At 53.2% G+C, this 23,620-nt stretch carries 19 protein-coding genes and 1 pseudogene; 1 reads left to right on the top strand and 19 read right to left on the bottom strand.

Features of this window, described 5'->3' with window-relative positions:
- Positions 1-27 precede the first annotated feature (27 nt).
- The gene (gene truA, locus P0120_10205; GenBank protein MDF0674689.1) at positions 28-765 is read left to right on the top strand and encodes a tRNA pseudouridine(38-40) synthase TruA; all 738 of its coding nucleotides are present in this window, start codon (positions 28-30) and stop codon (positions 763-765) included.
- 205 nt (positions 766-970) lie between these two features.
- On the opposite strand, the gene cysE is transcribed toward truA, so the two are convergent.
- The 19 genes and pseudogenes from cysE to P0120_10110 all read right to left on the bottom strand — a co-directional run bounded on the left by cysE (position 971) and on the right by P0120_10110 (position 23,619).
- Positions 971-1,609 carry a serine O-acetyltransferase gene (gene cysE, locus P0120_10200; GenBank protein ID MDF0674688.1) on the bottom strand — a complete coding sequence of 213 codons (639 nt, stop codon included), beginning with the start codon at positions 1,607-1,609 and terminating at the stop codon, positions 971-973.
- A 20-nt stretch (positions 1,610-1,629) separates the two neighbouring features.
- On the bottom strand, positions 1,630-2,115 hold the full coding sequence (gene ispF, locus P0120_10195) for a 2-C-methyl-D-erythritol 2,4-cyclodiphosphate synthase (GenBank protein ID MDF0674687.1): 486 nt from the start codon (positions 2,113-2,115) through the stop codon (positions 1,630-1,632).
- Positions 2,112-2,831, bottom strand: coding sequence for a 2-C-methyl-D-erythritol 4-phosphate cytidylyltransferase (gene ispD / locus P0120_10190; GenBank protein ID MDF0674686.1), 720 nt, complete (start codon positions 2,829-2,831; stop codon positions 2,112-2,114). The genes ispF and ispD overlap by 4 nt, the downstream gene beginning before the upstream one ends.
- A 105-nt stretch (positions 2,832-2,936) precedes the next feature.
- Entirely contained in the window at positions 2,937-4,496 is a 1,560-nt protein-coding gene (locus P0120_10185) for a DegQ family serine endoprotease (GenBank protein ID MDF0674685.1), read from the bottom strand.
- 220 nt (positions 4,497-4,716) lie between these two features.
- Complete coding sequence (gene fbp, locus P0120_10180) at positions 4,717-5,721, bottom strand: class 1 fructose-bisphosphatase (GenBank protein MDF0674684.1); 1,005 nt, start codon at positions 5,719-5,721, stop codon at positions 4,717-4,719.
- Between the two features lie 48 nt (positions 5,722-5,769).
- Complete coding sequence (locus P0120_10175; protein ID MDF0674683.1) at positions 5,770-6,591, bottom strand: DUF3108 domain-containing protein; 822 nt, start codon at positions 6,589-6,591, stop codon at positions 5,770-5,772.
- Positions 6,585-7,985 carry a phosphomannomutase/phosphoglucomutase gene (locus P0120_10170; protein MDF0674682.1) on the bottom strand — a complete coding sequence of 467 codons (1,401 nt, stop codon included), beginning with the start codon at positions 7,983-7,985 and terminating at the stop codon, positions 6,585-6,587. The genes P0120_10175 and P0120_10170 overlap by 7 nt, the downstream gene beginning before the upstream one ends.
- Positions 7,986-8,061: 76 nt before the next feature.
- Positions 8,062-9,513, bottom strand: a complete 1,452-nt coding sequence (locus P0120_10165) for a mannose-1-phosphate guanylyltransferase/mannose-6-phosphate isomerase (protein ID MDF0674681.1) — start codon at positions 9,511-9,513, stop codon at positions 8,062-8,064.
- Between the two features lie 9 nt (positions 9,514-9,522).
- A complete protein-coding gene (locus P0120_10160) occupies positions 9,523-10,005 on the bottom strand; it encodes an HAD-IIIA family hydrolase (GenBank protein MDF0674680.1) in 483 nt (160 codons plus the stop codon).
- A gap of 239 nt (positions 10,006-10,244) precedes the next feature.
- Entirely contained in the window at positions 10,245-11,123 is an 879-nt protein-coding gene (locus P0120_10155) for an NAD-dependent epimerase/dehydratase family protein (GenBank protein ID MDF0674679.1), read from the bottom strand.
- Positions 11,116-12,090: a glycosyltransferase family 2 protein gene (locus P0120_10150; GenBank protein ID MDF0674678.1), complete on the bottom strand. Its 975-nt coding sequence runs from the start codon at positions 12,088-12,090 to the stop codon at positions 11,116-11,118. Before P0120_10150 ends, P0120_10155 begins: the two co-directional genes overlap by 8 nt.
- Before the next feature lie 175 nt (positions 12,091-12,265).
- Positions 12,266-13,285 (bottom strand): glycosyltransferase family 2 protein, encoded by a 1,020-nt coding sequence (locus P0120_10145; GenBank protein MDF0674677.1) that lies wholly within the window; start codon positions 13,283-13,285, stop codon positions 12,266-12,268.
- A gap of 33 nt (positions 13,286-13,318) precedes the next feature.
- A complete protein-coding gene (locus P0120_10140; GenBank protein ID MDF0674676.1) occupies positions 13,319-14,470 on the bottom strand; it encodes a glycosyltransferase in 1,152 nt (383 codons plus the stop codon).
- A gap of 169 nt (positions 14,471-14,639) precedes the next feature.
- Positions 14,640-15,752 (bottom strand): UDP-N-acetylglucosamine 2-epimerase (non-hydrolyzing), encoded by a 1,113-nt coding sequence (gene wecB / locus P0120_10135; GenBank protein MDF0674675.1) that lies wholly within the window; start codon positions 15,750-15,752, stop codon positions 14,640-14,642.
- A 14-nt stretch (positions 15,753-15,766) separates the two neighbouring features.
- Positions 15,767-15,910 (bottom strand): hypothetical protein, encoded by a 144-nt coding sequence (locus P0120_10130; GenBank protein MDF0674674.1) that lies wholly within the window; start codon positions 15,908-15,910, stop codon positions 15,767-15,769.
- Between the two features lie 136 nt (positions 15,911-16,046).
- The gene (locus tag P0120_10125; protein ID MDF0674673.1) at positions 16,047-20,654 is read right to left on the bottom strand and encodes a glycosyltransferase; all 4,608 of its coding nucleotides are present in this window, start codon (positions 20,652-20,654) and stop codon (positions 16,047-16,049) included.
- A 367-nt stretch (positions 20,655-21,021) separates the two neighbouring features.
- Positions 21,022-21,852 carry a sulfotransferase family 2 domain-containing protein gene (locus P0120_10120; GenBank protein ID MDF0674672.1) on the bottom strand — a complete coding sequence of 277 codons (831 nt, stop codon included), beginning with the start codon at positions 21,850-21,852 and terminating at the stop codon, positions 21,022-21,024.
- A complete protein-coding gene (locus tag P0120_10115; GenBank protein ID MDF0674671.1) occupies positions 21,849-23,279 on the bottom strand; it encodes an ABC transporter ATP-binding protein in 1,431 nt (476 codons plus the stop codon). Before P0120_10115 ends, P0120_10120 begins: the two co-directional genes overlap by 4 nt.
- Positions 23,280-23,483: 204 nt before the next feature.
- Positions 23,484-23,619: pseudogene (locus tag P0120_10110) on the bottom strand (DUF2283 domain-containing protein).
- Position 23,620: the final 1 nt, after the last annotated feature.

The following is a 23,620-nucleotide window of genomic DNA, read 5'->3' as shown; positions in this document are numbered from 1 at the left end:
TTTCCCTCATCGCCATTCACGTGCTCCATGCCCATCATCAAACTGATTCTCGAATATGACGGCACGGCCTACGCAGGCTGGCAGCGTCAGCCCGACCAGCCGACGATCCAAGAAGCCCTCGAAATAGCTATCCTAGGCGTTACTCAAACCAGCGTATCCGTCATGGGCGCGGGGCGCACTGATGCAGGAGTGCACGCGCTGGGTCAAGCCGCGAGTTTTCGTATCGATCGAGATATGACGCCCCGGGAATGGACCAGGGCGCTGAACGCCCATCTCCCGAAGAGTATTGTGGTGCGATCATCCGCGCTCATGCCGAACACGTTCCACGCGAGACATTCGGCTCAAGGCAAATTGTATGAATATCGCATTCTGAATCGCCCGGAGCGTCCGGCGGTTGAGCGCGACTATTGCTGGCACATCCATCAGCCTCTCGACGACGCTGCGATGAATAAGGCCGGGATGGCCCTGATCGGCTCACACGATTTTTCTTCGTTTCAGACCCAGCCAACCGACAACGACGATCCCATCTGTCATCTGCAGCGATTCACCGTCTTCCGCGAAGGCGATCGGCTGCAGATCGAAGCCTATGCTGATCGGTTCTTGAAGCAAATGGTCCGCTCGATCGTCGGGACACTCGTGGAGGTCGGCTTGAGCAAGCGCACACCGGAGAGCCTCAGTACCATCCTCAAGGCACGTGACCGCTCGGCTGCCGGTAAAACAGCTCCTCCGCATGGGCTCTTCCTAGTGCGAGTCGACTATAAGTAAACTCAAATCCTGTTTGGACGGCAGCAAGTCCTCACACCTGAGCTGCTCATGGTGGGTCTAGGTATGACCCCGAAGGCCGTTGCATCGGATCAAGGAAGATGAAAAAGGCTCATGGTTGAAGGAAGGGGGGATGACTGTGTCTGGTTGGACGGTCAGACAGGAACCAGAATTTCTGGTAGGAGCAACCTGGGAAGAGTGACTCCGGTCAGGAATTCCGGTCATCGACTTTTTTGCGGAGTTCGATCAATTCCTGCTCCAGGGCGATCAGGCGGTCACTAATCGGATCGGGCAGATCGACCTGATCCATCGTCGCGTCAGGCAGGCGTTCGCCCTGGGACTTGATGACCCGGGCCGGCACACCGATCACCGTCGAATTAGCAGGCACGTGTTTCAACACGACCGAATTTGCGCCGATCTTGACGTTATCGCCGATCTTGATGCCGCCGAGAATCTTCGCACCGGCCCCCACCACCACATGATTGCCGAGCGTCGGATGCCGTTTGCCACGTTCCTTGCCCGTTCCTCCCAAGGTTACGTCTTGAAAGAGGGTGACATAATCGCCGATCTCCGCCGTCTCTCCGATCACAACTCCCATGCCATGATCGATGAAAAAGCCGGTCCCGATTTTGGCGGAAGGATGGATCTCCACGCCGGTCACCCAACGGGCCAATTGCGAAATCACGCGCGGCAGGATCGGTACTTCGTATGACTTGAGCCAATGGGAGATGCGATAGGCGAGCAGTGCGTGGAAGCCTGCATAGGTGAGGATCACTTCGAGCTTGCTTGTGGCCGCCGGGTCCCGGTCGAAAACGGCTTGGAGATCTTGTTTAATTTTCGCTAACATCACGAGCCGATCTTATGACGTCAAACCGGTTCTATCAAACATACCGCGTGAGCGGTCATCGCCTCTTCTCGTCCGACCGCATCCAAGCCTTCCCCACTTTTCACCTTTACATTGACTAGATCCGGCTCGATGCCGGCAATTTCCGCTATTTTCTTCTGCATCGTCGGAAGATGCGGACCAAGCCGAGGGGCCTGGGCCACAATCACGCTGTCGATATTTCCCACCCGATACCCCTTCGCTTGCAGCTTCACCGTGACGTCTTCCAAGAGTTTCAAACTTGAGATCCCCTTATACTTGGGATCGGAACTTGGATAGTGCCGACCGAGATCCCCCTCCCCCATCGCCCCCAATAAAGCATCGCAAATCGCGTGAACGAGGACGTCAGAGTCAGAATGGCCGAGCAATCCTTTCGTGTGTGGAATCTCAATTCCTCCCAGGATCAATTGACGATCCGCTCCGAGCGGGTGGACATCATAGCCATAGCCGATACGAGATCCCTTCTTCATACCGATCCCTTTGTGCCGCTCAATCGGCGCGATGCCAAGATCGCCTCGCCGATCCCCATGTCTTCCGGCCTCGTGACCTTGATGTTTTCGCCGCTTCCTTCGACCACAGACACAGGATGTCCAGTCCACTCGATGAGATAGGCATCATCGGTGGCACGTACTCCTTCAGCGTGAGCCTTGCGATGGGCTGCCAACAACCAGTCTCGACGGAAGGCTTGCGGGGTTTGAGCCAGCCACAATGACTGCCGATCAACCGTGCGCTCAATGACATGATCAGCTCTCACTTGCTTGACGGTATCCCTCACGGGAAGGGCGATAATTGCCGCTCCCATGGCCCGTGCCCCCTTCACAACTCCTTCCACCATCTGCTCTGTGAGAAACGGACGAACTGCGTCATGCACCAACACCACATCGACATCGTCATGGACCACCTCAAGCGCATGTCTGACGGAGTCTTGCCGTTCCTGTCCTCCCGGCACCACTTTCGTCACCTTGGTAAACCCATGCTTCGCCACGATCTCATTGAGGCAATAGTCCATCTCGTTCTGGGGAACCGCCAGAATGATTTCCTCAATGACGGAAGAAGCCTGAAGCACATGGAGCGAATGGAGGACGAGGGGCTGGCCGCCGAGCACGAGAAATTGTTTGGGTACCGAGCCGCCCATGCGAAGCCCCCGCCCAGCGGCAGGGACAAGAGCCACGGTGTGGTTATTCACGACTGGAATCTAGACTATTCTTACTCATCGCGGGAAGCGTACGAATGCAGGGCCTTTATGCAACCTCGGCACCACAATCCGGTACCTAACCACTTCGGCAGGTCCTCATGGACGAAGCGTCAGGTAGATCGTCCGTCCCTGCCGTTTCAACAAAAGCAAGACCGGTTGGTCCTTGGGCAACTTGCCGGCGATTCGCTCAAAAACCTTCACCGACGACACAGCTTGGCGATTCACCTCCAGGACGATATCGCCTTCGCGAACTCCCAATTCCTCGGCCGTACTCCCGGGCTTGACCCGAACGATCACCACGCCCCGCTCACTCGACTTCAGCCCGTACCGACTCGCCAACTCTTGGGTCAAGTCTCGGACATCAAGGCTGGAGAGCACACCCGTCGGCGTGGTCGATTCCCCTCCATCGTCCTCGCCGCTTTGCGACATAGACTTGGGCTGTTCGGCGATGATGAGGTCGACTGTTTTCGGTTTTTTATCGCGAATGAACTTGATGGTGACTTTTTTCCCAGCCGGCGTTTGAGCCACGGCATTACGCAGGTGAGTCGGTGAATCCATGGGTTTGCCGTCATACTCGACGATGACGTCGGCTCGTTCGAATCCGGCTTTTTTCGCCGGGCTGTCGTCCATGACATCGCTCACGAGCACACCCTTCGTCTCCGTGATGCCAAATTGGGATGCCAGTTCCGGCGTCAACTCCTGAATAGATACCCCAAGCCAGCCACGGACGACTTTTCCCGTTTGTACGAGCTGGTTCATAATGGACATAGCCATATTGCTCGGCACGGCAAAACCGATCCCCATGTTTCCGCCGCTCTGGCTGAATATAGCGGTATTCATCCCTACCAATTCGCCCCGCACATTGACCAAGGGACCACCGGAGTTGCCCGGGTTGATGGCCGCATCCGTCTGGATGAAATCTTCGTATTCAGCAATACCTGCGGCTCGCCCTAGGGCACTGACGATCCCCAAGGTGACGGTTTGGGTTAGTCCGAATGGATTCCCGACGGCCAGAACAAACTCTCCGACCTCCAGTTTGTCTGAATCGGCCCAGGCTACGGTCGGAAGCCCCGTCGCGTCGATCTTCACGACGGCCACGTCAGTCTTCGGATCGGTGCCGATCAGCTTCGCTTTGAATTCGCGCTTGTCTGACAAGGTGACGCGAATTTCATCCGCCTTGCCGACGACATGATTGTTGGTGATGATGAGTCCGTTTGATTCGACGATCACGCCGGACCCAAGTCCTCGCTCTTTTCGTTCTTTCGGGTGTTCAAACTTCCGGAAAAACTCGTCGCCGAAAAACTTTCTAAACAATGGGTCATCGAACGGTGCGGTGCCGGAGCCTTCACCACGTCCGCTTTTGGTCGCGTAGATATTCACCACTGCCGGTTTGACTGATTTTGCTATTTCCACGAATGTTTGACTACTCCCGGCCAACGCAGGTTGTGGAGCGGTCGAGACGGGTCTGACGACGGGAGGGGGCGGAACAGGCTGAGCAACGGAAGAAGAATCAGGGACCGCATGCCCGGTAGGTAACCAGCCAAGGTCCGATGCAATCACAAACCCAATGATGATCCCAGCCGTCAACAAGGTTGCGGCAAACAGCCAACTTCTGGTTCTCTGAGGTGGTTTGCGGTCAAAATCTATTTGATTCATGGTGTCGATGCACTCTTATCAAGGCGGGGCGAGGCTCACCGAATCTCGCCGCTAATAAAATGACCAACTTGCCGGCACCGGCCAATGTTTCAGACCGTAGGACACGCGCAATGTTGGTTTCAGTCCCGGCATTGTTGCTGCAACACCAACTCAGAAATTCTTGAACCAGGTCTCCTACAATTCCCTCTCAACAACATCACAGTACCACATAACTAAGCATCTAGTCTTTCCCCTGAATGTACGCTTCAGCTTGCTCGACATCTTGTCGGCTTCCGATGATCAGCGGCACGCGCTGGTGCAATTTCTTGGGCTCCACTTCCAACACTCTCGATGTCCCCGTTGAGGCTTTTCCGCCGGCCTGCTCGACGACAAACGCCAACGGATTGGCCTCGTAGAGCAGCCTGAGTTTCCCCTCCGGTTTGTCGACTTCACCCGGATAGAGATAAATTCCTCCGCCGAGCAACAGGCGGTGCACGTCGGCCACCAGACAACCCGAATACCGGCTGCTGTACGGACGGCCTGTCGCCTTGTCGCTGACTTTGAGTGAATCCACATACTTCTTGGTTCCCTCCGACCACTTGTGGCAGTTCCCTTCGTTGACAGCGTAGACCTTGCCCTTTTCCGGAATCCTGATCCTTTCGTGCGACAGGAGATATTCTCCGATGCCGGGTTCGAGCGTGAATCCATACACACCTTTCCCCACGGTATACACCAGCATGGTACTGGATCCGTACAGGAGATACCCGGCCGCGATTTGTTCGGTCCCCCGACGCATCAACTCCCCCTCGGTAGGCAACCGATCGTCCCGGTCGTACTTCAGGACGGAGAAAATGGCCCCGAGCGGCATATTGTTGTCCGTGTTCGAGGAGCCATCGAGCGGATCGAACAGCAACATGTACTTGCCGTGCGGCCAATTGTCCGGGATCGAGATCGGTTTTTCCATTTCTTCCGAGGCCAAGGCGCAGACATACCCGCTGTGTTGAAAGACTTTGACGAAGTCGTCGTTGGCGATGGCGTCCAGCTTCTTGACCGTTTCTCCCTGCACATTCGTGTCGTCGGTCGCACCAAGAATGTTGATCAGTCCGGCTCGACGAAGATCCTGCGAAATGAGCTTGCCGACAAGACCGATCTGGGTCAAGAGGTTCGAAAATTCCCCTGTCGCGCTGGGATGCGAAGCCTGACTCTGAATGATAAAGCGGCTTAAAGTAAGGGGAAACTCTCTCATGCTAGCGCCCAGTATAGCGGGTTTGACCTGTGCGAACAACAACCTATGTCAGGACCCTTGCATTGTGTCCCGATTCTCGAGGCCATCGATCAGATTGGCCACGATCGATCCAAGCACGACCTTCGCTTTCATTCGAACAGGAGTCCTCCGTTCATCATTCGTGACCCAAACACGGATGTTGCCCTGATTCATAAACAGCCCATGGAACGGCATAACCACAAGCACCCGCAGGGTCTCCGTCTTTCCCCAGGCTCCTTCAATGGTCTCGACAGCCTCAACACGAACCTCGACCGGACGATTTTTCTTGTCATGATACACGTTCATTTTCAACGAGGCGCCTGGATTCGGCGACAACCGCGTACGCGCATAGTACAAGCATGAAATGATATCCTGGGTCCCGGCTGGAATGGCGAGCGACTCCGCCGTTCCTTCTCCGACGGTCGTGACCATGCCCTCCTTTTGATGGAACAGGTACTCGATGTCTTCCTTCTTTTTGCCTTCGCGCCGACGGAACGTCATATGGTCGGGAGCGAGCGTCTTGAGATCCAGTTCAGATTCAACGCGGTTATCTACTGGGAAGAACTTGGTAATGGTCGGTGTTGATTGCGCCGTCCCAACCAACCTGGCACCTGCTTCACCCCTCGTGCCTTCCGTCGGAGCCACCTCCATCACGGCGATCACAGCCGCCAAATTGAGCCAAGAGACCTCGTACGTCAGTCGTTCTCCGATCTGGAACGGCCTTGTCGTTTCGCCCAACGCTTCTGCATCAATTGAACCGACAAGGAGTACCAGAGCTGAAACGACGGCAGGATGGCAGATGCTGATAGGAACACGAATGTGGGCAAGCCGGAAAGGTGACAATCCTAGCACCCGAGCGCTCGTTTCGCCATCGCGAGTTCATTTTCTATGAGCGCCTGAATGATGTTGAGTTGTGCGGAAGAGGTGGCTTCAAATCTCAGTACTAAGGCTGGTTGGGTATTGGAAGCCCTGATCAGCCCCCACCCGTCGTCGAATATCGCACGGACGCCGTCGATCGTGATCAGGTTTTTGAGCGCCAGTTTCTTCGGCCCGAGGCCTTGCCTGGTCTTCAAATACTCGGTGAATCTCTGGCGAATCTGCTCAACGACATCGAACTTGACGGTATCAGGAAGATCCACTCGTATCTCTGGTGTGACGACCGACCGAGGCAGATCCGACACTAAGGCGGAAAGCGGCTGTCCGGCTTTCGCCAAAATTTCTATGAGCCGGCACGACGCATAGACTGCATCGTCATACCCGAAATACCGATCGGCAAAAAACATGTGCCCGGACATTTCACCGGCCAATACCGCCGCCTCTTCTTTCATTTTCGCCTTCATCAGCGAATGGCCGGTCTTCCACATGATGGCGCGTCCGCCGCGCTTGACAATGTCATCGTAGAGACTCTGCGATGCCTTGACTTCCGAGATGATGGTGCTGCCCGGTTTCACAGTCAGGATATCTCTCGCGTAGAGAACCAGGAGGCGGTCCCCCCACAGAACATTGCCCTGCTCGTCGACAGCCCCAATTCGGTCCGCATCCCCATCATACCCGATTCCCACATCGGCCCCATGCTCCTTCACCGCCTGCATGAGGTCGGAGAGGTTATCGAGGACCGTGGGGTCAGGATGGTGATTGGGAAAGCGTCCGTCCAGATCGCAATAGAGCCCTGTTACCTTACATCCCAGCAACTCAAGTGCTTCTTTGGCGACAAGGGAGGCCGCCCCGTTCCCGCTATCGATCACGACATGCAGCCGGTTCGCTTGGACATGAGAGAAGTGTTGGTGAATGTAAGCCATATAGTCAGGAATGATCGGATGCTCGGAGAGACGCCCCTTCCCCGACACGAATGCACCTTTTTCCATCACTCTTCGAAGTTCCTGAATTTCTTCTCCATGGATGGCGGTTCTTCCGACACAGATCTTGAACCCGTTATATTCTGCCGCGTTGTGGCTCCCGGTAATCATGATGCCGCCGCCGACCGGCAGGGTGAACAATGAGAAGTACACCAACGGGGAGGGACAAATTCCGATGTCGATGACATCGAGCCCACCGGCGAGCAACCCCTTCAGAAGCGCCTTGTGGAGGGCCGGGGAGCTCAGCCGACCATCCCGCCCCACGCTGATCGTGGTCACTCCACGCACACTCACATACGTGGAATAGGCTCGACCCAAACGTTCTGCCAGATCCTCGGTCAATTCGGTACCGACAATTCCTCTGAGATCATATTCTCGAAACAACCCCACAGACCCTCCTTCAGCGAGCCGAGCCCTCACGGACCCGACGAGACACTCTGCCAAACCTCGCCCGCTTCACCCTGGATCAACCATCGGCTATCCGGCCGTAATCGTCCTTGAACCGCACAATATCATCTTCACCAAGATAGGGCCCGTTCTGTACCTCGATAATATGCACCGTCTCCTGTCCAGGGTTCTCCAATCGATGCTTGGTTTTCACCGGAACGGCCGTACTTTCGCCGACGTGCAAATCGAAGACTTCCTGATCTCTCGTGACCCGTGCGGTGCCGCTGATCACCACCCAATGTTCGCTACGCTGATGATGCATCTGGAGGGAGAGTCGACCGCCCGGGTTCACCGTGACACGTTTCACTTTGAATCCCGGCCCCTCTTCCAACACGGTGTACGACCCCCAAGGCCGCTGAACTGTCAGGTGTTCCAAATGTTCGGGCGCCTGCTGCTGTTTCAGGATGTCAACGATCTTTTTCACATCCTGCGCTCGAGATTTCGGACACACCAGCGTTGCATCCGGAGTGTCCACCACCACCATATTTTGTAGCCCGATCGTCGCGATGACACGCCGATCCGCATAGACAATCGAGTGTTCGCTCTCCAGGTCGATCACCCGTCCGGTGACCACATTGCCGGCTCTATCTTTCTCCGCCACTTCATCCAAGCTGCCCCAACTCCCGACATCAGACCACTGAAACGTCACCGGCACCACGGCGGTCTTCGACGACCGTTCCATCACACCGGTATCGATAGAGACCGACACGATCCGGCGATAGATATCGTCGATCGACTGCTTTGGCGCACCGTCGATTCTAAGCTGCCTGATCCGTTCCATTGCAGCCATGATCGCCGGCTGGTGAAGGCCGATTTCCTCCAAGATCGTTGCGGCACGCCAGACAAACATGCCGCTGTTCCAAAAATAGCCGCCTCCCCTCACATACCGGGTCGCCTTCGCGGCGTTGGGCTTCTCCACGAATTGTTGAACGAGATACCCTCGCAACTTTCCCTGTTTACCCAGGAGCGCGTTACCCTTCGATCTGATATAACCATAACCAGTCTCCGGTCTGGTCGGCTTAATCCCGAACGTGACCAAGTAGCCCTCCGCAGCCAATTGCGAAGCCAATCGTACCGCAGTCTCAAAGTCGCGTTGCCCTGTCACCACATGATCGGCGGGAACCACCAACATGAAGCCGTCAGGATCACGTGTCAGCACCTCGAGCGCCGCCAATGCAATGGCGGGCGCCGTGTTACGCCCTTCCGGCTCGAGAAGGAATCCATTCGTGAGGTCCTCTTTCCAGTCTGCCAATTGCGCACGGATGAGGTCGGCTTGCGCCGCATTTGTCGAGATCAGTACGTTGGCGGCCGGCGCACAGCCTATGACCCGCCGCATGGTCTGTTGAATGAGCGTGTACTCCCCGCTGATCCGCAAGAGTTGCTTCGGGAACAGATGGCGGCTCAACGGCCAAAACCTGGTCCCGCTCCCTCCCGCCATGATCACCGGATACAGTATGGATTTGCGCGCCATCACTTCTCCTCAACGTCGCTGTTTGATGATCTTTGCCTCGTTGCGAGACAACAGTATTATTTCGGCGAGCTCTCTGACAGCCCCTTCGCCACCCTTTTGCCGGCATACATAGTTGACGATCTTCAACACTTGCGGAAAACTATCCGCCGGAGCCGCTGAGAATCCTACTGCCTGCAAGGCCTCCATATCGTTGATGTCGTCGCCGACATAGGCAACTTCATTTAGTGAGATCCCATGCCGTATGGCCATGTCTCTGATCACCGATAACTTGTCGAATACCCCTTGATGAAGCTCTGGGATCGCGAGTTTCTCCGCCCGGCGAGCGACCAACCTGGTTCGTTCCTGCGTCACGATCGCCGTGATGAGGCCGGCCTTCTGGAGCAGTTTGATACCCATCCCGTCGCGGGTATTGAACTTTTTCCATTCATCGCCCGACTCGGAATAATACATGCCGGCATCGGTCAGGACGCCGTCCACATCAGTAGCAAACAGGCGGATCCCTTTCAGGACTGTGAGGGATAGCCTCCTGCTTACAGAACTTCGTTTTGCTGGTTTGTTCGCCGATACCAAGGGGTTGACCTAGACTAACTCCGGCGAAACCTATGATACCCGACGGGTATGCCTTTGCAAGACAAAAACATGCCCCACCGATCAACAGTGGTACAAGAGTCGTCCGTAGACGTTGGTCTCAAACCTTGAAACCATTTCCATCACAACCACAAGCGGAATATTCATGTCGGCAAGTCCTCAGGCGAAAGCCGAAAGGGCCTTGGTGAAAAGCCAAGGTCCCGTGCTGCATCGGTATGGTCAAACACCAGGTCGCGGTTCATGCGTTCGGCCATCTCCACGGTCCAGTGCCGGTACCGTGGCAACAGATGCAATGCTGTCACTCCTAACCGGAACAACCACCGTTGTATTGTCACCAGACGTGGCAACTTGCCGACCGAGGCAAAGACGCGGCACACCATCTCCCGGTAAGGCAACGTCTCCCCGCCTGAGAGGTTGTATGTCCGGTTTGCTGCAGCCGGCATAGTCAGTGCCGACACACATGCTGTTGCAACATCCTCCGCATGCACAGGCTGACGCAGGCCCTCTGCCTGTCCCATCAGGGGGAAAAAGCCCCATCGCCGTACAAAGCGGACAATTTCGGAGAGATTCTTATCTCGTCCGCATCCATAGATCAAGGTGGGACGCAAGATAACCCACTCAACCCCCTGTGCCTCTGCCCAGGCACGGAGGGCCCGCTCTCCATCGGCCAAACGGCATGCACTATCCTGCTCACCGTGATCCGACGAATCACCCTTGACAAAAAGACTGGTGGAAGACAGCACCACCACTCGGCGTGCACCAAAGGCTCCGATCATTCCAAAATACTGAGGCAAGACCCAGATAGGAGCCACGCACAACCAATGTTTGATCGAGGAAACTTCGGGGCAAGACAGCAGAGGCGCGGAAAGCCGCAGCCACGTCACTCCCGCTTCAGCTCTGCGATCAGGTGGGTGCCTGGAAAATGCAACCGTGTGCCGTCCATCTTTACTCAGTCGCGGGATCACGCAGTTGCCGACCAGACTGTTTGCCCCGAGCAAGCCGGTATGCACCCATTCATCCACGCTGAATCCCGAGCCGACGAAGAATCAGCAACGCAGAAAGGTAGGAGACGACCAAGCCGAATCGCAGCCAGATACCAAGTCCCACCAGCCACATCACGGGGCCTGGGTACTGATGCTGGAAAAACTTTCGATAAAATCGCATCATCCCACGGTGCTTATGCCATTCGACGAATATTGGACGAGAGTGGCTGCAGCCTCCTTTGGCATGAACGATCCTGGCATCGGGCGCAAACATGATTTTCCAGCCCTTGCCTCGCAAGGTCATGGAAAAATCCAGATCCTCACAATGCAAAAAATAGCCTTCGTCCCAATGCCCGACGGCTTGCATCGCAGCACGGCGGACCAGCATGCACGCACCTGAAATTGCCTCGACCTCGATGGGGTGAGACGGCAACGGCTGCTTGTGTAAGTGAAAATCAAAAAACAGGCGCGGCCATCGATCTGAAAATCGGGACAAACCAAATGCCCGCACAAAAGACCGCCATGGCGTTGGAACAGCCCGCCGCCCTCCCGCTTGTTCTGTCCCATCGGGATTCACCAACAAACCACCCACCATTCCAACTTCAGGGTAATCCTTCAGCCTCTGGGACAGACGCTTTACAGAATCCGGCTGCAGGACACAATCAGGATTAAGAAATAACAGACAACTACCCGCGGAATGATCGACTCCGATATTGCAGCCTGCTGCAAACCCAAGATTCTCTCGATTACGAACAACCTTCAACTTCCCATCACATGGAAATACGGCCTCAACTTTTTCCAGGCTTCCATCGGTGGAAGCGTTGTCGACCACGATCACTTCGTCCACCTGATGTGCGGCGGACGAGACGCAGACCTCAAGAAGATCGCCTGCGTTATAATTCACGATAATCAGCGATACTGCATCGGAGGTCGAACATGCCTCAAGATTGCCTGAGCAACGTGGTACTGAGGCGAATTGTTGGTCGGAGCTCGTCGTGCTCAGCATTTGTATTCCTTAGCGAAATTTCGCTAGGCTTTGGCTGAGCTTTAAACTTAGGCCAGGCCTACCGCACAAGTCAATCAGTAGATTGCCGCACAAACTGCACAAGACAGGGGGCGCTCGGAGGAATCCTGCTCTTCTAAAATACCATTTTCGAGAGCAGCACTAATCCGGGATAGCCTCACCTTGCTGGAAGGACATGCTTGTCCATCACCCGCCAAATCTCACGCACTGTAGCGATGCGGGTCGATTGGATCGCCCGCCGCTTGCGCCACATCTTCGGCAACCCCAGCAGCGCATCGCGCTTGGCCCGCAAGATCACACCGCCGCGTCCCTTCATCGCAAACCAGAGGATGCTTGCCAGATTCATCGCTACATGCAGCGGCAGCAACAGCCAGAATAAGATCCCTGGCATATCCTTCACAAAAGTCCACACCAGATTACGGTGGCCGTGGTACACGGAAAAATCACTGTGCTGTCCGCCAGTAGTCGCCGATCCAACATGATGAACCACCGCGTCCGGCACATACATAGCCTTGTGCCCCGCCAAGCGTAAGCGAAATCCCAGATCCACATCCTCCACATAGCAAAAATAATCCTCATCGAACCCACCAGCATCCACCAATGCTTGCCGCCGATACAAACCCGCCGCCGCACAGGGCGAGAATATTTCTCGAGAAACTAAGTCGGCTTCACATTGCCGCACGCTATGCCTGTTACGCAACACCAACCCGCTCCAGTGATACAGGTCCCCAATCCCATCCAACACAGCCGGCCTGTCTTGGCACAGCTGCCTGGATCCAAACATGGCTATGTGTGAATGGGTGTCGGCGCTGGCCACCAAACGTTCCAGCCAATCCTCCTTAGGAAAAGCGTCAGGATTGAGCAATGCGACGAACTCCGTGTCGCACTCAGCCAATGCGAGGTTATTGCCTGCGGCAAAACCCAGATTAACATTCGACACACGTACGGTCACCCTATCATACGTTTTTAGAGCCGCTACAGAATCATCCATGCTGGCATTATCTACTATGACGATGTGATCAGGCCGCATTGTCTGTTTTCTGATAAACTCCATGCACTTAGCAAGCAGCGTCCCGCTATTCCAGTTGACAATGATGACGGTTACACACTTTCGACCACGCACTTGTTCTCCAGCGGAGCAAGAGGCGCTAAGAGTGGCAATCTGTGGGGTTGGCATCCCGCTACCCTCTTGGGAAACCTGCCTTTCCATTTACCTTCCGATTTCACCCTTCATAACATTTTCAAACTCTCGTGCCCTTACAGACCAATCTTGGGTAGCAGCCCAATGGCGCCACTTATCTGTAATCTCCGAACACACATGCAAACCCTCTTGGAGCTTTGTAGCAAATTCATCAGTCGTCGATGCAATAGCGACTTTGTCCCCCAAAACCATCAATTCCGGAATGGGCGTAGCTACAACGGGGCGACCAGCAGCCAAATACTCATACACCTTCACAGGATTAGTCGCCTTTATCAACTCAGTAATCTTAAATGGAATCATGCACACGTCAAAACGTGAGAGCTGCGCTGGCACTCGTTCATATGGCACCTCCCCGACAAACTCGATGTTTCGCATGCGCCTTGCACTATCGATGTTGCAACCTAGAGTTGAGCCAATAATAACGAATCTCCAGCCAGGCAGTTTCCTCGCGATACCCACAAGAAGATCCATGTCAAACCACTCCTCTACCGCTCCTACATATCCTGCCACGGGAATATGCGCTTTAGGTTGCGCTCCTATAGCGGAAAACGCGCCGTACTCGCAGCCGTTCCGGATCAGGGAAACATTGCGGCGCATTGCACCGATTTTCTGTTGCAAATAACTCGAGCTTGCAACAACAAAGTCCGCCGTTCTCAGCAATATTCGCTCGGACTCGTCCATTTCGGTTTCCCCCAAGAAACCTCGATGAAAATCCATACAGTCATATCCGATCCTTCCCCCCTGAATCCTCCTAACCAGGGGGAGCCAATACGGATGATGAAGCACGACGACCGGAAACTCTATACCTAGATCTTTCAGGAAATGGGAAAGCGAATTGGCATATGCGTCCACTGTATGTGGACCCATTTTGTCGCGGAGAAGATCCTCAATATCCGCACCTGCTCCACGGAGTCGACAAACATAAACGTTTTCACAAGGGTGTCTCGTGATGCGATATGGATCCTTCCCCACATCAAGGAGCGGGCTCGTGGACAAATAGAAAATTCTATGCCCTAGTTTGGCTAGATTCGTCGCCAAATGCTGTGGTCGCTGGTAACGATACTCCCAGTCGATAATGGGGAATATTAAAACGGTTCCCTTGCCCCTCTTCTCTCTGCCGCCACCAACTGGCTCCTGTATCTGGATACCGCTGTCGGACATGCCATAAATTTCAACATAGCGATCATAAAGCTGACCACGGTTACCCCTGTTCGAAAGAAATGAGCGAATGGCGTTCCTAATCCTTCTAGGCTTAGCTAGACGTAGTGTAAGTAACGGCCTAGAAAGAAGAAGACCGAAGAGTTTTAGAATCCCTGGCAAATTTCGCACTTCAGGCATTATCGAGAAGATAACGATGCAAAGCGGCCGCGATTCTCGTGGAAGCGTTACCATCTCCGTATGGCGAAATGCCCCGAGCCATGGAGTAATACGCCTTCTCATCATCGAGCAACCGTACTGACTCGTGAACGATAGCATCGCAGTTTGGCCCCACAAGCTTCACAACACCTTCTCTCACCGCTTCAGGTCGTTCCGTTTCTTGTCGAAGAACAAGGACAGGTTTTCCTAAGGCAGGTGCTTCCTCTTGAACACCACCAGAGTCTGAAAGGACGAAATGAGCGGCTTTCATTGCCGCTACGAAAGGCACGTACTCGAGCGGATCACAGAGCCGGATACGCGGATGATGCCCAAGGGTCTTGATGGCAACATCACGCACATTTGGGTTCGGGTGAATCGGATACAAGAATTCAACATCTCTGCGGGTGTCCGCCAGGTACTTGATGGCGCGACATATTTCGAGAAAAGGCGCTCCGAAATTTTCTCGTCGGTGAGCTGTCAGCAGCACCAGCCGGTTACCCGGTGAAATCTTCGGAGCGAAGTCGTCACAGCGTTTTGACACATCGAGCAGCGCATCAATGACCGTGTTCCCAGTAACAAGAATTCTATCGGCACCCACACCTTCCGCAAGCAAGTTTGCTCTTGCGGACTCTGTTGGAGCAAAATGCCAACAAGCAAGACGCCCGGTGACCACGCGATTCATCTCCTCTGGAAATGGATAGGCCATGTCGCCGGTACGCAGGCCGGCCTCGACATGACCAAATGGAATGCGGCGATAGAATGCCGCAAGCGCTGCGACCATGACGGTCGTCGTGTCCCCCTGTGCAAGCACGGCATCGGGAGTCTCACCGGAGAGCGTCAGGTCCAGCGTCGTCATCAAACGGGCCGTCAACTCCGGCAACGTTTGCTCTTTCTGCATAAGATTGAGGTCGATGTCGGGTTTGATATCAAAAAGTCCCAGCACCTGATCGAGGATCTCACGATGTTGCGCAGTCGCCAGAACACGGACATCTGCCCATGGTTCTTTCTTTAGCGCCAAGATAACCGGAGCCATTTTGATGGCTTCGGGGCGAGTGCCGACAATACAATAGATTTTCTTCTTACTCATCAACGCACCCCCCATCAGCTCACCGCAAGGGTAATTCCCTTCACATTGGCGTTTTTTGATTGATCGACAGAACAGAGCGTGAATAAAAAAGTCGGCTTTGCCAGTGAAGCAAAAGCGGTGGTGGACCAATCACCATGGCGGCTCGTCGCAGCACTCATGCCTGCGGCTCAGCGCACAGTTTGAGTCGATGCGACGAACATCTGGAGAAGCAAAACTTACATTAAGTCGTTTTCAAGCAAGAGAACGTCATCAACTCGTGGGCATCAGTGTAGATGCAAGGTGCCGATTTTCTCACTATAGCGCATTCCCTTCTGCAAGAAGAGGCTTCTTCCTGCAGTAATACAATTCGGCGTTTAAAATCCCGCAATTGGCAATACCATTGCGGGAATACTCAACTTCAAACCCCAACTTGGCTAAATAGGTTTCAAGATCTCGGCCATAAACACGGTAGGAAAGCACACCTGCACCTACATCAGAATTTGTGTCGCCGTGATACTCCGGTTCAAGCAAGTGCACGTCCTTCGTAGAATCATCCGGGTCATCGACTTGAACCCTGATCATGGTCCGCTCCAACGAGCGGTCATGAGGCACAGTAAAAATATAGATGCCCCCTGGTTTTAACACCCGATAAATCTCTCGATGCGCCCGGTCATCCAGCCGCACATGTTCCATTACGTCGCTGGTGATCACGAGATCCAGCAACTCATCGGAAAAGGTTAGACACTCAAGATTTTGATTGGTTACTCCTCCGGCAAGCATCTTCCCCATTGGTTTATTGGGCTTGTATTGGGACAACTCGACTTCTATCCACCCTGTTGCCTTCAGGAGATCAGGGAGAGGATAGGCGCAGCCCCGCACATAGAAGGGGGGTTGTGTGTCATAAACGTGGAGTTTCTTTGTGCTGGCACACGGCAGTGTTGCCAAAGACAATGCCTCATTACCCGTCAATTCACTGATCGCACGTAAAATACCTTGAGCGATTGATCGGTAACGGCTAGTCGTATGGCAATGTTCGCAATTGAGAGACTCTCGCCAAAGCTCGACTTTTTTGTAAAAAAATCGGCTTAACTTACCACAGACGTTACAGTAACCGCTCATGTAGCCCCAGTCGGCATACATTTCCGGCACGATAGGATCGGATATCGCCAGCTGACGATTTTGCCGATGGCCGTGTGGAATCCATGCGCCCCACTTGGCCTCGTAAATTTTCTTATTTTCTTCAAACAGCTCTTGCCGGTCTTGCTGCTTGAGCTTGTTGAACGATGCGGACAGGTGGTGATGAACGAATACGTCTTCAGCACACACCACGCGCAGACCTACCCGTTCTACACGCCGACAATAGTCATCGTCTTCAAACCATCCGCGGCCAAAGGCTTCGTCTAACTGCCCTACGCGCTCAAAGGTCTCCCTCTTCATCATCACGCAGAAAAATGCGACCGTACGCAACGGATACAGTTGTCCGGCATGTCGGCGAGTATACGCGGCGGACTTGACAAGCATTTCGCTCATGTCCGCGTAGGGAATATCGATCTTGGCCTCATTACCGATGTTGTTGGTGACGGGCCCAATCAGGCCAATGGTTGTATCCCGATTCAGATGATTGACCAGAGACCGCACCCATCCCGGAGTTACATAAGTATCATTATTGAGCATGACGAGGAAATCGCCCGTGGCAATGTTCAGGCCCTGGTTATTGGCTGCTGCAAACCCCCGGTTATTATCATTTAGAATCAACCTGCGATTTCCATTCACCGAAGACCAGTTTTTGAGAAACTCTATTGACCCATCGCTGGAAGCATTATCGACAATGATTATTTCCAGATTTTCATACTGGCTATGCTCATCGATGCTTGCCAAACAAGCGCGGGTCAATTCAAGGTTGTTGTAGGTAACGACAATGACGCTGACTCTGGCTGCACGATCGGAAGATTCCGTCTGCTGGATAAGCGCCTCGGCACGATGCCTCCATGTTTGTCCCCGCGCAAAGTCCTGGCGGCGCTGAACCAAGTTTCTTGACTCTGGCGCCGATAGAAGCGCATCAACAGAGTCGAGAAATTGAGTGTGATCAGTGGCAACATAGACCAACCCATCAAACTGGGCCATTTCCGGCAAATTGACTGCAACCACAGGCTTACCCGCACTCAAGTATTCATATATTTTGACTGGATTGGTCGCCAAGGTGAGCGGAACTACTTTGAAGGGTAATAGGCAAACATCGAAGCTATGCAGGTAATGCGGAAGTTTGGGATATGGCACTTCACCGATGAAAGTGACATTCGGCAGTTTCCCAAGCCTGGAATCGGCATTGACTGTGTCGGCGCCGATTATCATGACGGAGCACTCACGATGCCGCTTAGCCACAGCCTCAACCAGATCAAGATCAAACCATTCCGCGATTGCACCGTAATACCCGATAATCCGACGACCTTGAGGGTCGCAATAGATACTCTCCGGCACCTGTGCGAATAATTCGTAGTCTGTTGCGTTGCGAATCAACGCATGATACTGCGCATGCTTAGCAACGGAATGATCCAACCACGCAGAGGTCGTAATTGTCAGATCGGAACTTGTCAACAGCCTTTTTTCTAGCTGAGTCAAATCTTCACTCATGCCTCCGAAACCCTGATGGTGGTCCATACAATCATAAACAAGTTCTCTATTAGGCAGTACGGAGGCCACATCACCCCAGAACGGATGTTGCACCATTGAAACAAGCCGCCCACAATCCGCCCATTCCAGAACTTCACCAATGCTCGTCCTCAACCGACTTACAAGAGGCAGAGTGGGCGCTTTCGAATAAATCTGTGGGGCTCCTTTTGCAAACAACTTAATCTGAAACAGCAAACCTGACGAATCCAACGCCTCAGCATCAAAGCCAACTCGATCATCGTCAACCAGATTAGGCGAGACATAGAAAACGCGGCGTCTCGTACCAGCCACTGCCTTTGCCAGCTGCTGAGGCCGCTGATGGCGAAAATGCCAGTCAATAACACCCCAGATGATATAGTCAGGCAAGCCCTCTTGCCTAGCAGCCGGCTTGATGGTGGGCACACAAAATGAAGCTGTACGAGCAACGCTCTGTCGGAACCGCCGTATAATTTTTCCCAACACCTCGTGACAGGCAAAGCTGGCAAATCTTTTCACCGGGACAGGCAACGGTAACCGATGATAAGACTTCCGTAATTCTTGTGCTAATCGCTGACGATCGTCACTGGTTAACCCGTCGCGAACCAACCTTGAAACAAAGCGCAACGGACGCGTCAACTTCCACGACCAGCTATTCACTATCAACCGAATTTGTCCATCCCGCTCGACGACTTGCCTATCCCGCTCGACGATTTGCCTATCCCGCTCGACGATTTGCCTATCTCGCTCGGCCACTTCCGCAGCCCGCCGCGCTTCGGCCGCAGACAATAGTCGCAAACTTTCCACGAAATATCTCTCACGCACTTCGTCCATCATCGTACGGAATCGGCCTTCGGCTAGCCCGGCATCTTCTGGTATCAGTGGCATAATCGACGCCAACGGGACTCGGCTGGCGATCACGAATTGCCGATAATATGGCGGAAGGAAATCATACGGATAGAACTCCCTGTTGAATCGCTCGCTAACCCGCAGCACGAGGTCTTTCCAGTTCGGGTCGTCCCATGTGCAAATGACAAAGGCCAACAACTCACGCAGCCAAGGGGCATGTCCATGCCCCACAGTCTGGCAATGCCACCCCAGACCCTGTAGCTGCTCTACGGTGGCGCTCAGAGATGGCAGGCCATACGCATAGTGCTCCCTCAGCCATGAGTACCTGAGCCCCGTGACTCTCCTATATTGTTCATCAATCGTCCGGTCTGTCTCGTACCCTTCGGACGAATCCGACGTCGGAAAACCAAGAAGGAGGCTATTCCTCCCCAAAGAAGATACGCGCTCAAGAAAAGGACGGCGATGTTCCGGCTGTACATGTTCGAGCACATCCACCGCCGTTACGCAGTCAAATGTCCGTCCGTTCAATTCGTCTGCGAATACACTGCCAGTAATACGCTGCTCTCCCGATTCTGGGAGGATCAGAGGATCAACAAAACTGACCGTCATGTCCGGTAAGAATCGTCCGAACAGACATTCCGGTCCACTTCCTATATCGAGGATCGTGCTGCCCGCTTTGACACCGGCCTGGCGAAGCAAATCTGAACAAGCTTTATAACGACTATATTGATCAAAGATCATTGACGCAGATCTTTCGACCAGACCCCCTTTTCCACCCGTCTCAGTCGCCATTGAATGGACTGCCCGCCGCATTATGTTTTTGTACCAGTCCATAAGCTTGGCATGGTCGGCTGTTTTTCTTACTGCTATACCAACACCACATGGCCAGCCTAGCGTCATATCATCTCGTAGCAGAAGAAGCTCTCCTATAGGGTTGAATATCTCTGCGAAGTCCCCACGTGAGAATCTCCAGTAATCGGCAGGGTAATCATGCAGTTCAAATCCAGGAGAGCGTGTGGTGATGATCAACAACCCTCCTTGACGCAACACGCTGCTCATTTGATAAAGAGCTTCCTGCCAATTGCTGCAATGCTCCAACATTTCTGTAGAAATAACTACATCAAACTTCTCATCGCCGAACTGATCTCGCAAATGCGCCACATGCAGCACGATATCGACACCGGAGCCCTCAAATAAGTCAACCCCAAGATATTCTGCTGCGCGACTCTCAAGTACTGCGCGTACTGAGCCATTAACATTTCGCGACCCCACCTCCAATATCCGCGCACCCACTGGAATCTTGTCCAATAGGCTATTCGCCACCTCTATGCACCAGTGGTTGCACATGATTAGCAGTCCTTCTTTTTGGGCAAAAGCTTCCCCGAGCTTTTCAAACTTGTCTTTGGAGTACTCAACATCATAAGCCAACCCTTTTGGGGAGGTTATAGATGTGTGGTAGGCGGTGTTCGTGGATCATTCGTAGGCATAACATGAACCTACCCTGTCAATGGGATGCCGAATGAAGATAATAGGGAAGAATCTATATTTCCCAGATGGCTCGTCTCGAATAATTCGCGCTTGCTGTGAGGGTATCGCTACACAGTCAGGATGAGCATCGCGAAATGCCGTAACTGCGCTATTGGGCAGAGATAACCATGAGAACTCTACCTTAAGCATATACCATGTCTTATGAAACGAATTGCTCAGTGAATAGCCAGCTGAACTGCCTGTATTCTTGAAGATAGATGGTGAATAACCATGTCTCGCATAGGTGTTGACAGCCAGCAGTAGAGGTTTAGGAGACTGTGATAGGTGACGCCCCACAACGCGACTCGAAGTCATTTGCTAATTCAAGATAATGAGGAATTTGTTTTGTGCGGCTCTCCAGTTCAAAACTTGCCGTCTTGCACAGCTCGATATCCAACGCATTCATGTCGACTAGCGTCGAAAACAATGTCTTTCCAAGGACTTCTTCCAAGGAGGACAACGTACCATCGTAACCTTCAATCCTTGGCGAACGATTGACCTCTGTCGCATAATGCAAGCGCAGGTTTCGAAACACCGGCTTAAGAAAATACTCGGCAGCGATCATCGCCGCCTTAAAGTCTTCAACAGTGCTAGAGACTGCACAAACTCTGAGCCTGGCAATCGCCTCATCAAGATGCTTCGCCATGGGAGGCAATGGGGCACCTGCTAGATTACATACTTGGGGGCTTAGAACATGGTTCGGGTGCTCACGGATCAGAAATTTGAGAAACTCTTGCAAGGTGGAACGTTGCGCCACCTGCGCGATAGGGTGATTGCTCTGCCCGATCGTTTGATAGTAGCTATACATTGAAGCTAATCGTTTGAGCGGATGGCGCACAAGAATGAAGTCATAAAACCTGAACTGCCTGTTCAGAAAAGGGCTTAGATTGTAATTTTGTCCGATGAAATGATGGCTTGAGATTGCAGTCGGCTGTTTGCCGTGAAGATAACCAGCTAACGTCTCGTCTGAGAAATAGCCCTCGCTCTCAGCTGAGGGATGATATTCCTCGAAGCCCTCACCGAACTCCCGTTTTAGTATATCGATCAGGGTAGAACCAGCATTTTTAAAGAAATGATGATGCAAAATAATATATTTCATCCTTGTGCCTCGTCGGAAACAAACGAGGACGCAAACCGCATGATTGCAGGAACAATTTTTATTGCAGTTATTTTTAGTAAAATGGCGTTTTCCACCCTGTCAGTCACCACCGGTTCGCCCAGAAGGTTTACATATCCAACCGAAGGGCTGAACGCATAGTTGTCAGGACACAGAAGAGGAAGGCAAATCCGAATCGAAACGGTGTACATTGCGCCTATGGCAACAGGCGGAACAGCTGCATCTTCGATAAGGGTATTTGTGCTAGCTATATTCTCACCTCGTGAATTCCGAAATATATATCCCACTACCAAGCGATCTGGATAGCTACACGAATTGTTTTTAACCGTAATTCTGAGAACCACGCTACTGCCATGATTAACACATACGACTCGCCTACCTGCTAGATCATATATGCCAATACCAATTACGCCAACTTCTTGCGATCCTATTCGCTTGTCTATGTTGGGCATTGACGTTTCGAACGTCGCCATCCTCTTTTCTTCATCATTTGCAGCAGCCTTCACCCGAGCTACCGATGCGGCGCCATGCAGGCCAAAAATGGAATTCAGATACTCCTCTACTACGGATGGAGCTGGCCCATCCCGTCGTATCTGCCCTTCCCCGATCCAGATCGCACGATCACATAGCTGCGCAACCGTCTGTGATGCATGCGACACAAATATGATCGTTACTCCTTGGGCTTTCAGTTCGTGAAGCCTTAGCATGCAGCGATGCACAAAGTATGCATCTCCCACCGCCAAGGCTTCGTCAACCACCAGAATTTCAGGATCAATACTGACTTGAACAGAAAAAGCCAGCCGCACAAACATGCCGCTGGAATAGGTCTTCACCGGTTGCTCTATGAATTCGCCAATGTCCGCAAAGGCTGCGATCTGGTCGAACCGCGCATCGGTTTCTTTCTTGCTCAGACCAAGCACCGCCGCATTCATGTAGACGTTCTCTCGTCCGGTAAATTCCGGATTAAAGCCTGAGCCGAGTTCCAATAGAGCCGCAATGCGGCCTTCTGTTTCGATCGTGCCGCTGGTCGCGCTAAGCGTACCGCAGATGAGTTGCAGCAAGGTGGATTTCCCTGAGCCGTTGCGCCCGATGATGCCGACGGTCTCACCCTTCTTGATTTCAAATGACACATTTTTCAGCGCCCAGAATTCGCGAAAATATTGCTTGGGCTGTTTCCCGGCCAGTCGCTGCAAATATGGATAGATTGATTGCTTCAATCGATCATGCGGCTTGTCGTAGATGTGATAGCACTTGCTGAGGTTTTGCACCCGAATGGCGACGTCGTCGGCCACCTGTGCAGGTTGATGAGGAGAAGAAGATTGAACCTCCTCAGACCGGCTCTCTTCCGCCAGAGCGGAGGAAAGTGGCGAGGGAATAGGGGATTCTTTCGCGAGACCCTCAGAAGACATCAACAACTCCTTTGCGAGTCTTTTGGAACCACCAGAAGCCGACCCAGGCGATGATCGGTTGTGTCGGAAACCGGCAACCATTCATTTCTGGCCTGACTGGAGGACAGGGGGTTGCCGTGGTGAGAACCCAAACAAGGGCTCTTGGTCAATCTCGTCTCGGTAGACGTCGACGAGACGACCACTTACGAAAGCAGAAGGGAATCCTCAGCCCTCGGCGACCATCTCAAGAGGGAGATTCTCTATGGTGACAGTGACAAGGTCCTGAATGCCGATGCGGGAACTTGCATCCAGCGCTTCGATCCCAATGACATGACCTTCAGCATCCAGATCCACAACCACTC

The sequence above is a fragment of the Nitrospira sp. genome, assembly GCA_029194675.1.
Taxonomy (GTDB): domain Bacteria; phylum Nitrospirota; class Nitrospiria; order Nitrospirales; family Nitrospiraceae; genus Nitrospira_D.
Note: the sequence above shows the minus strand (reverse complement) of the source record. Positions and strands in the feature narration are given on the sequence as shown.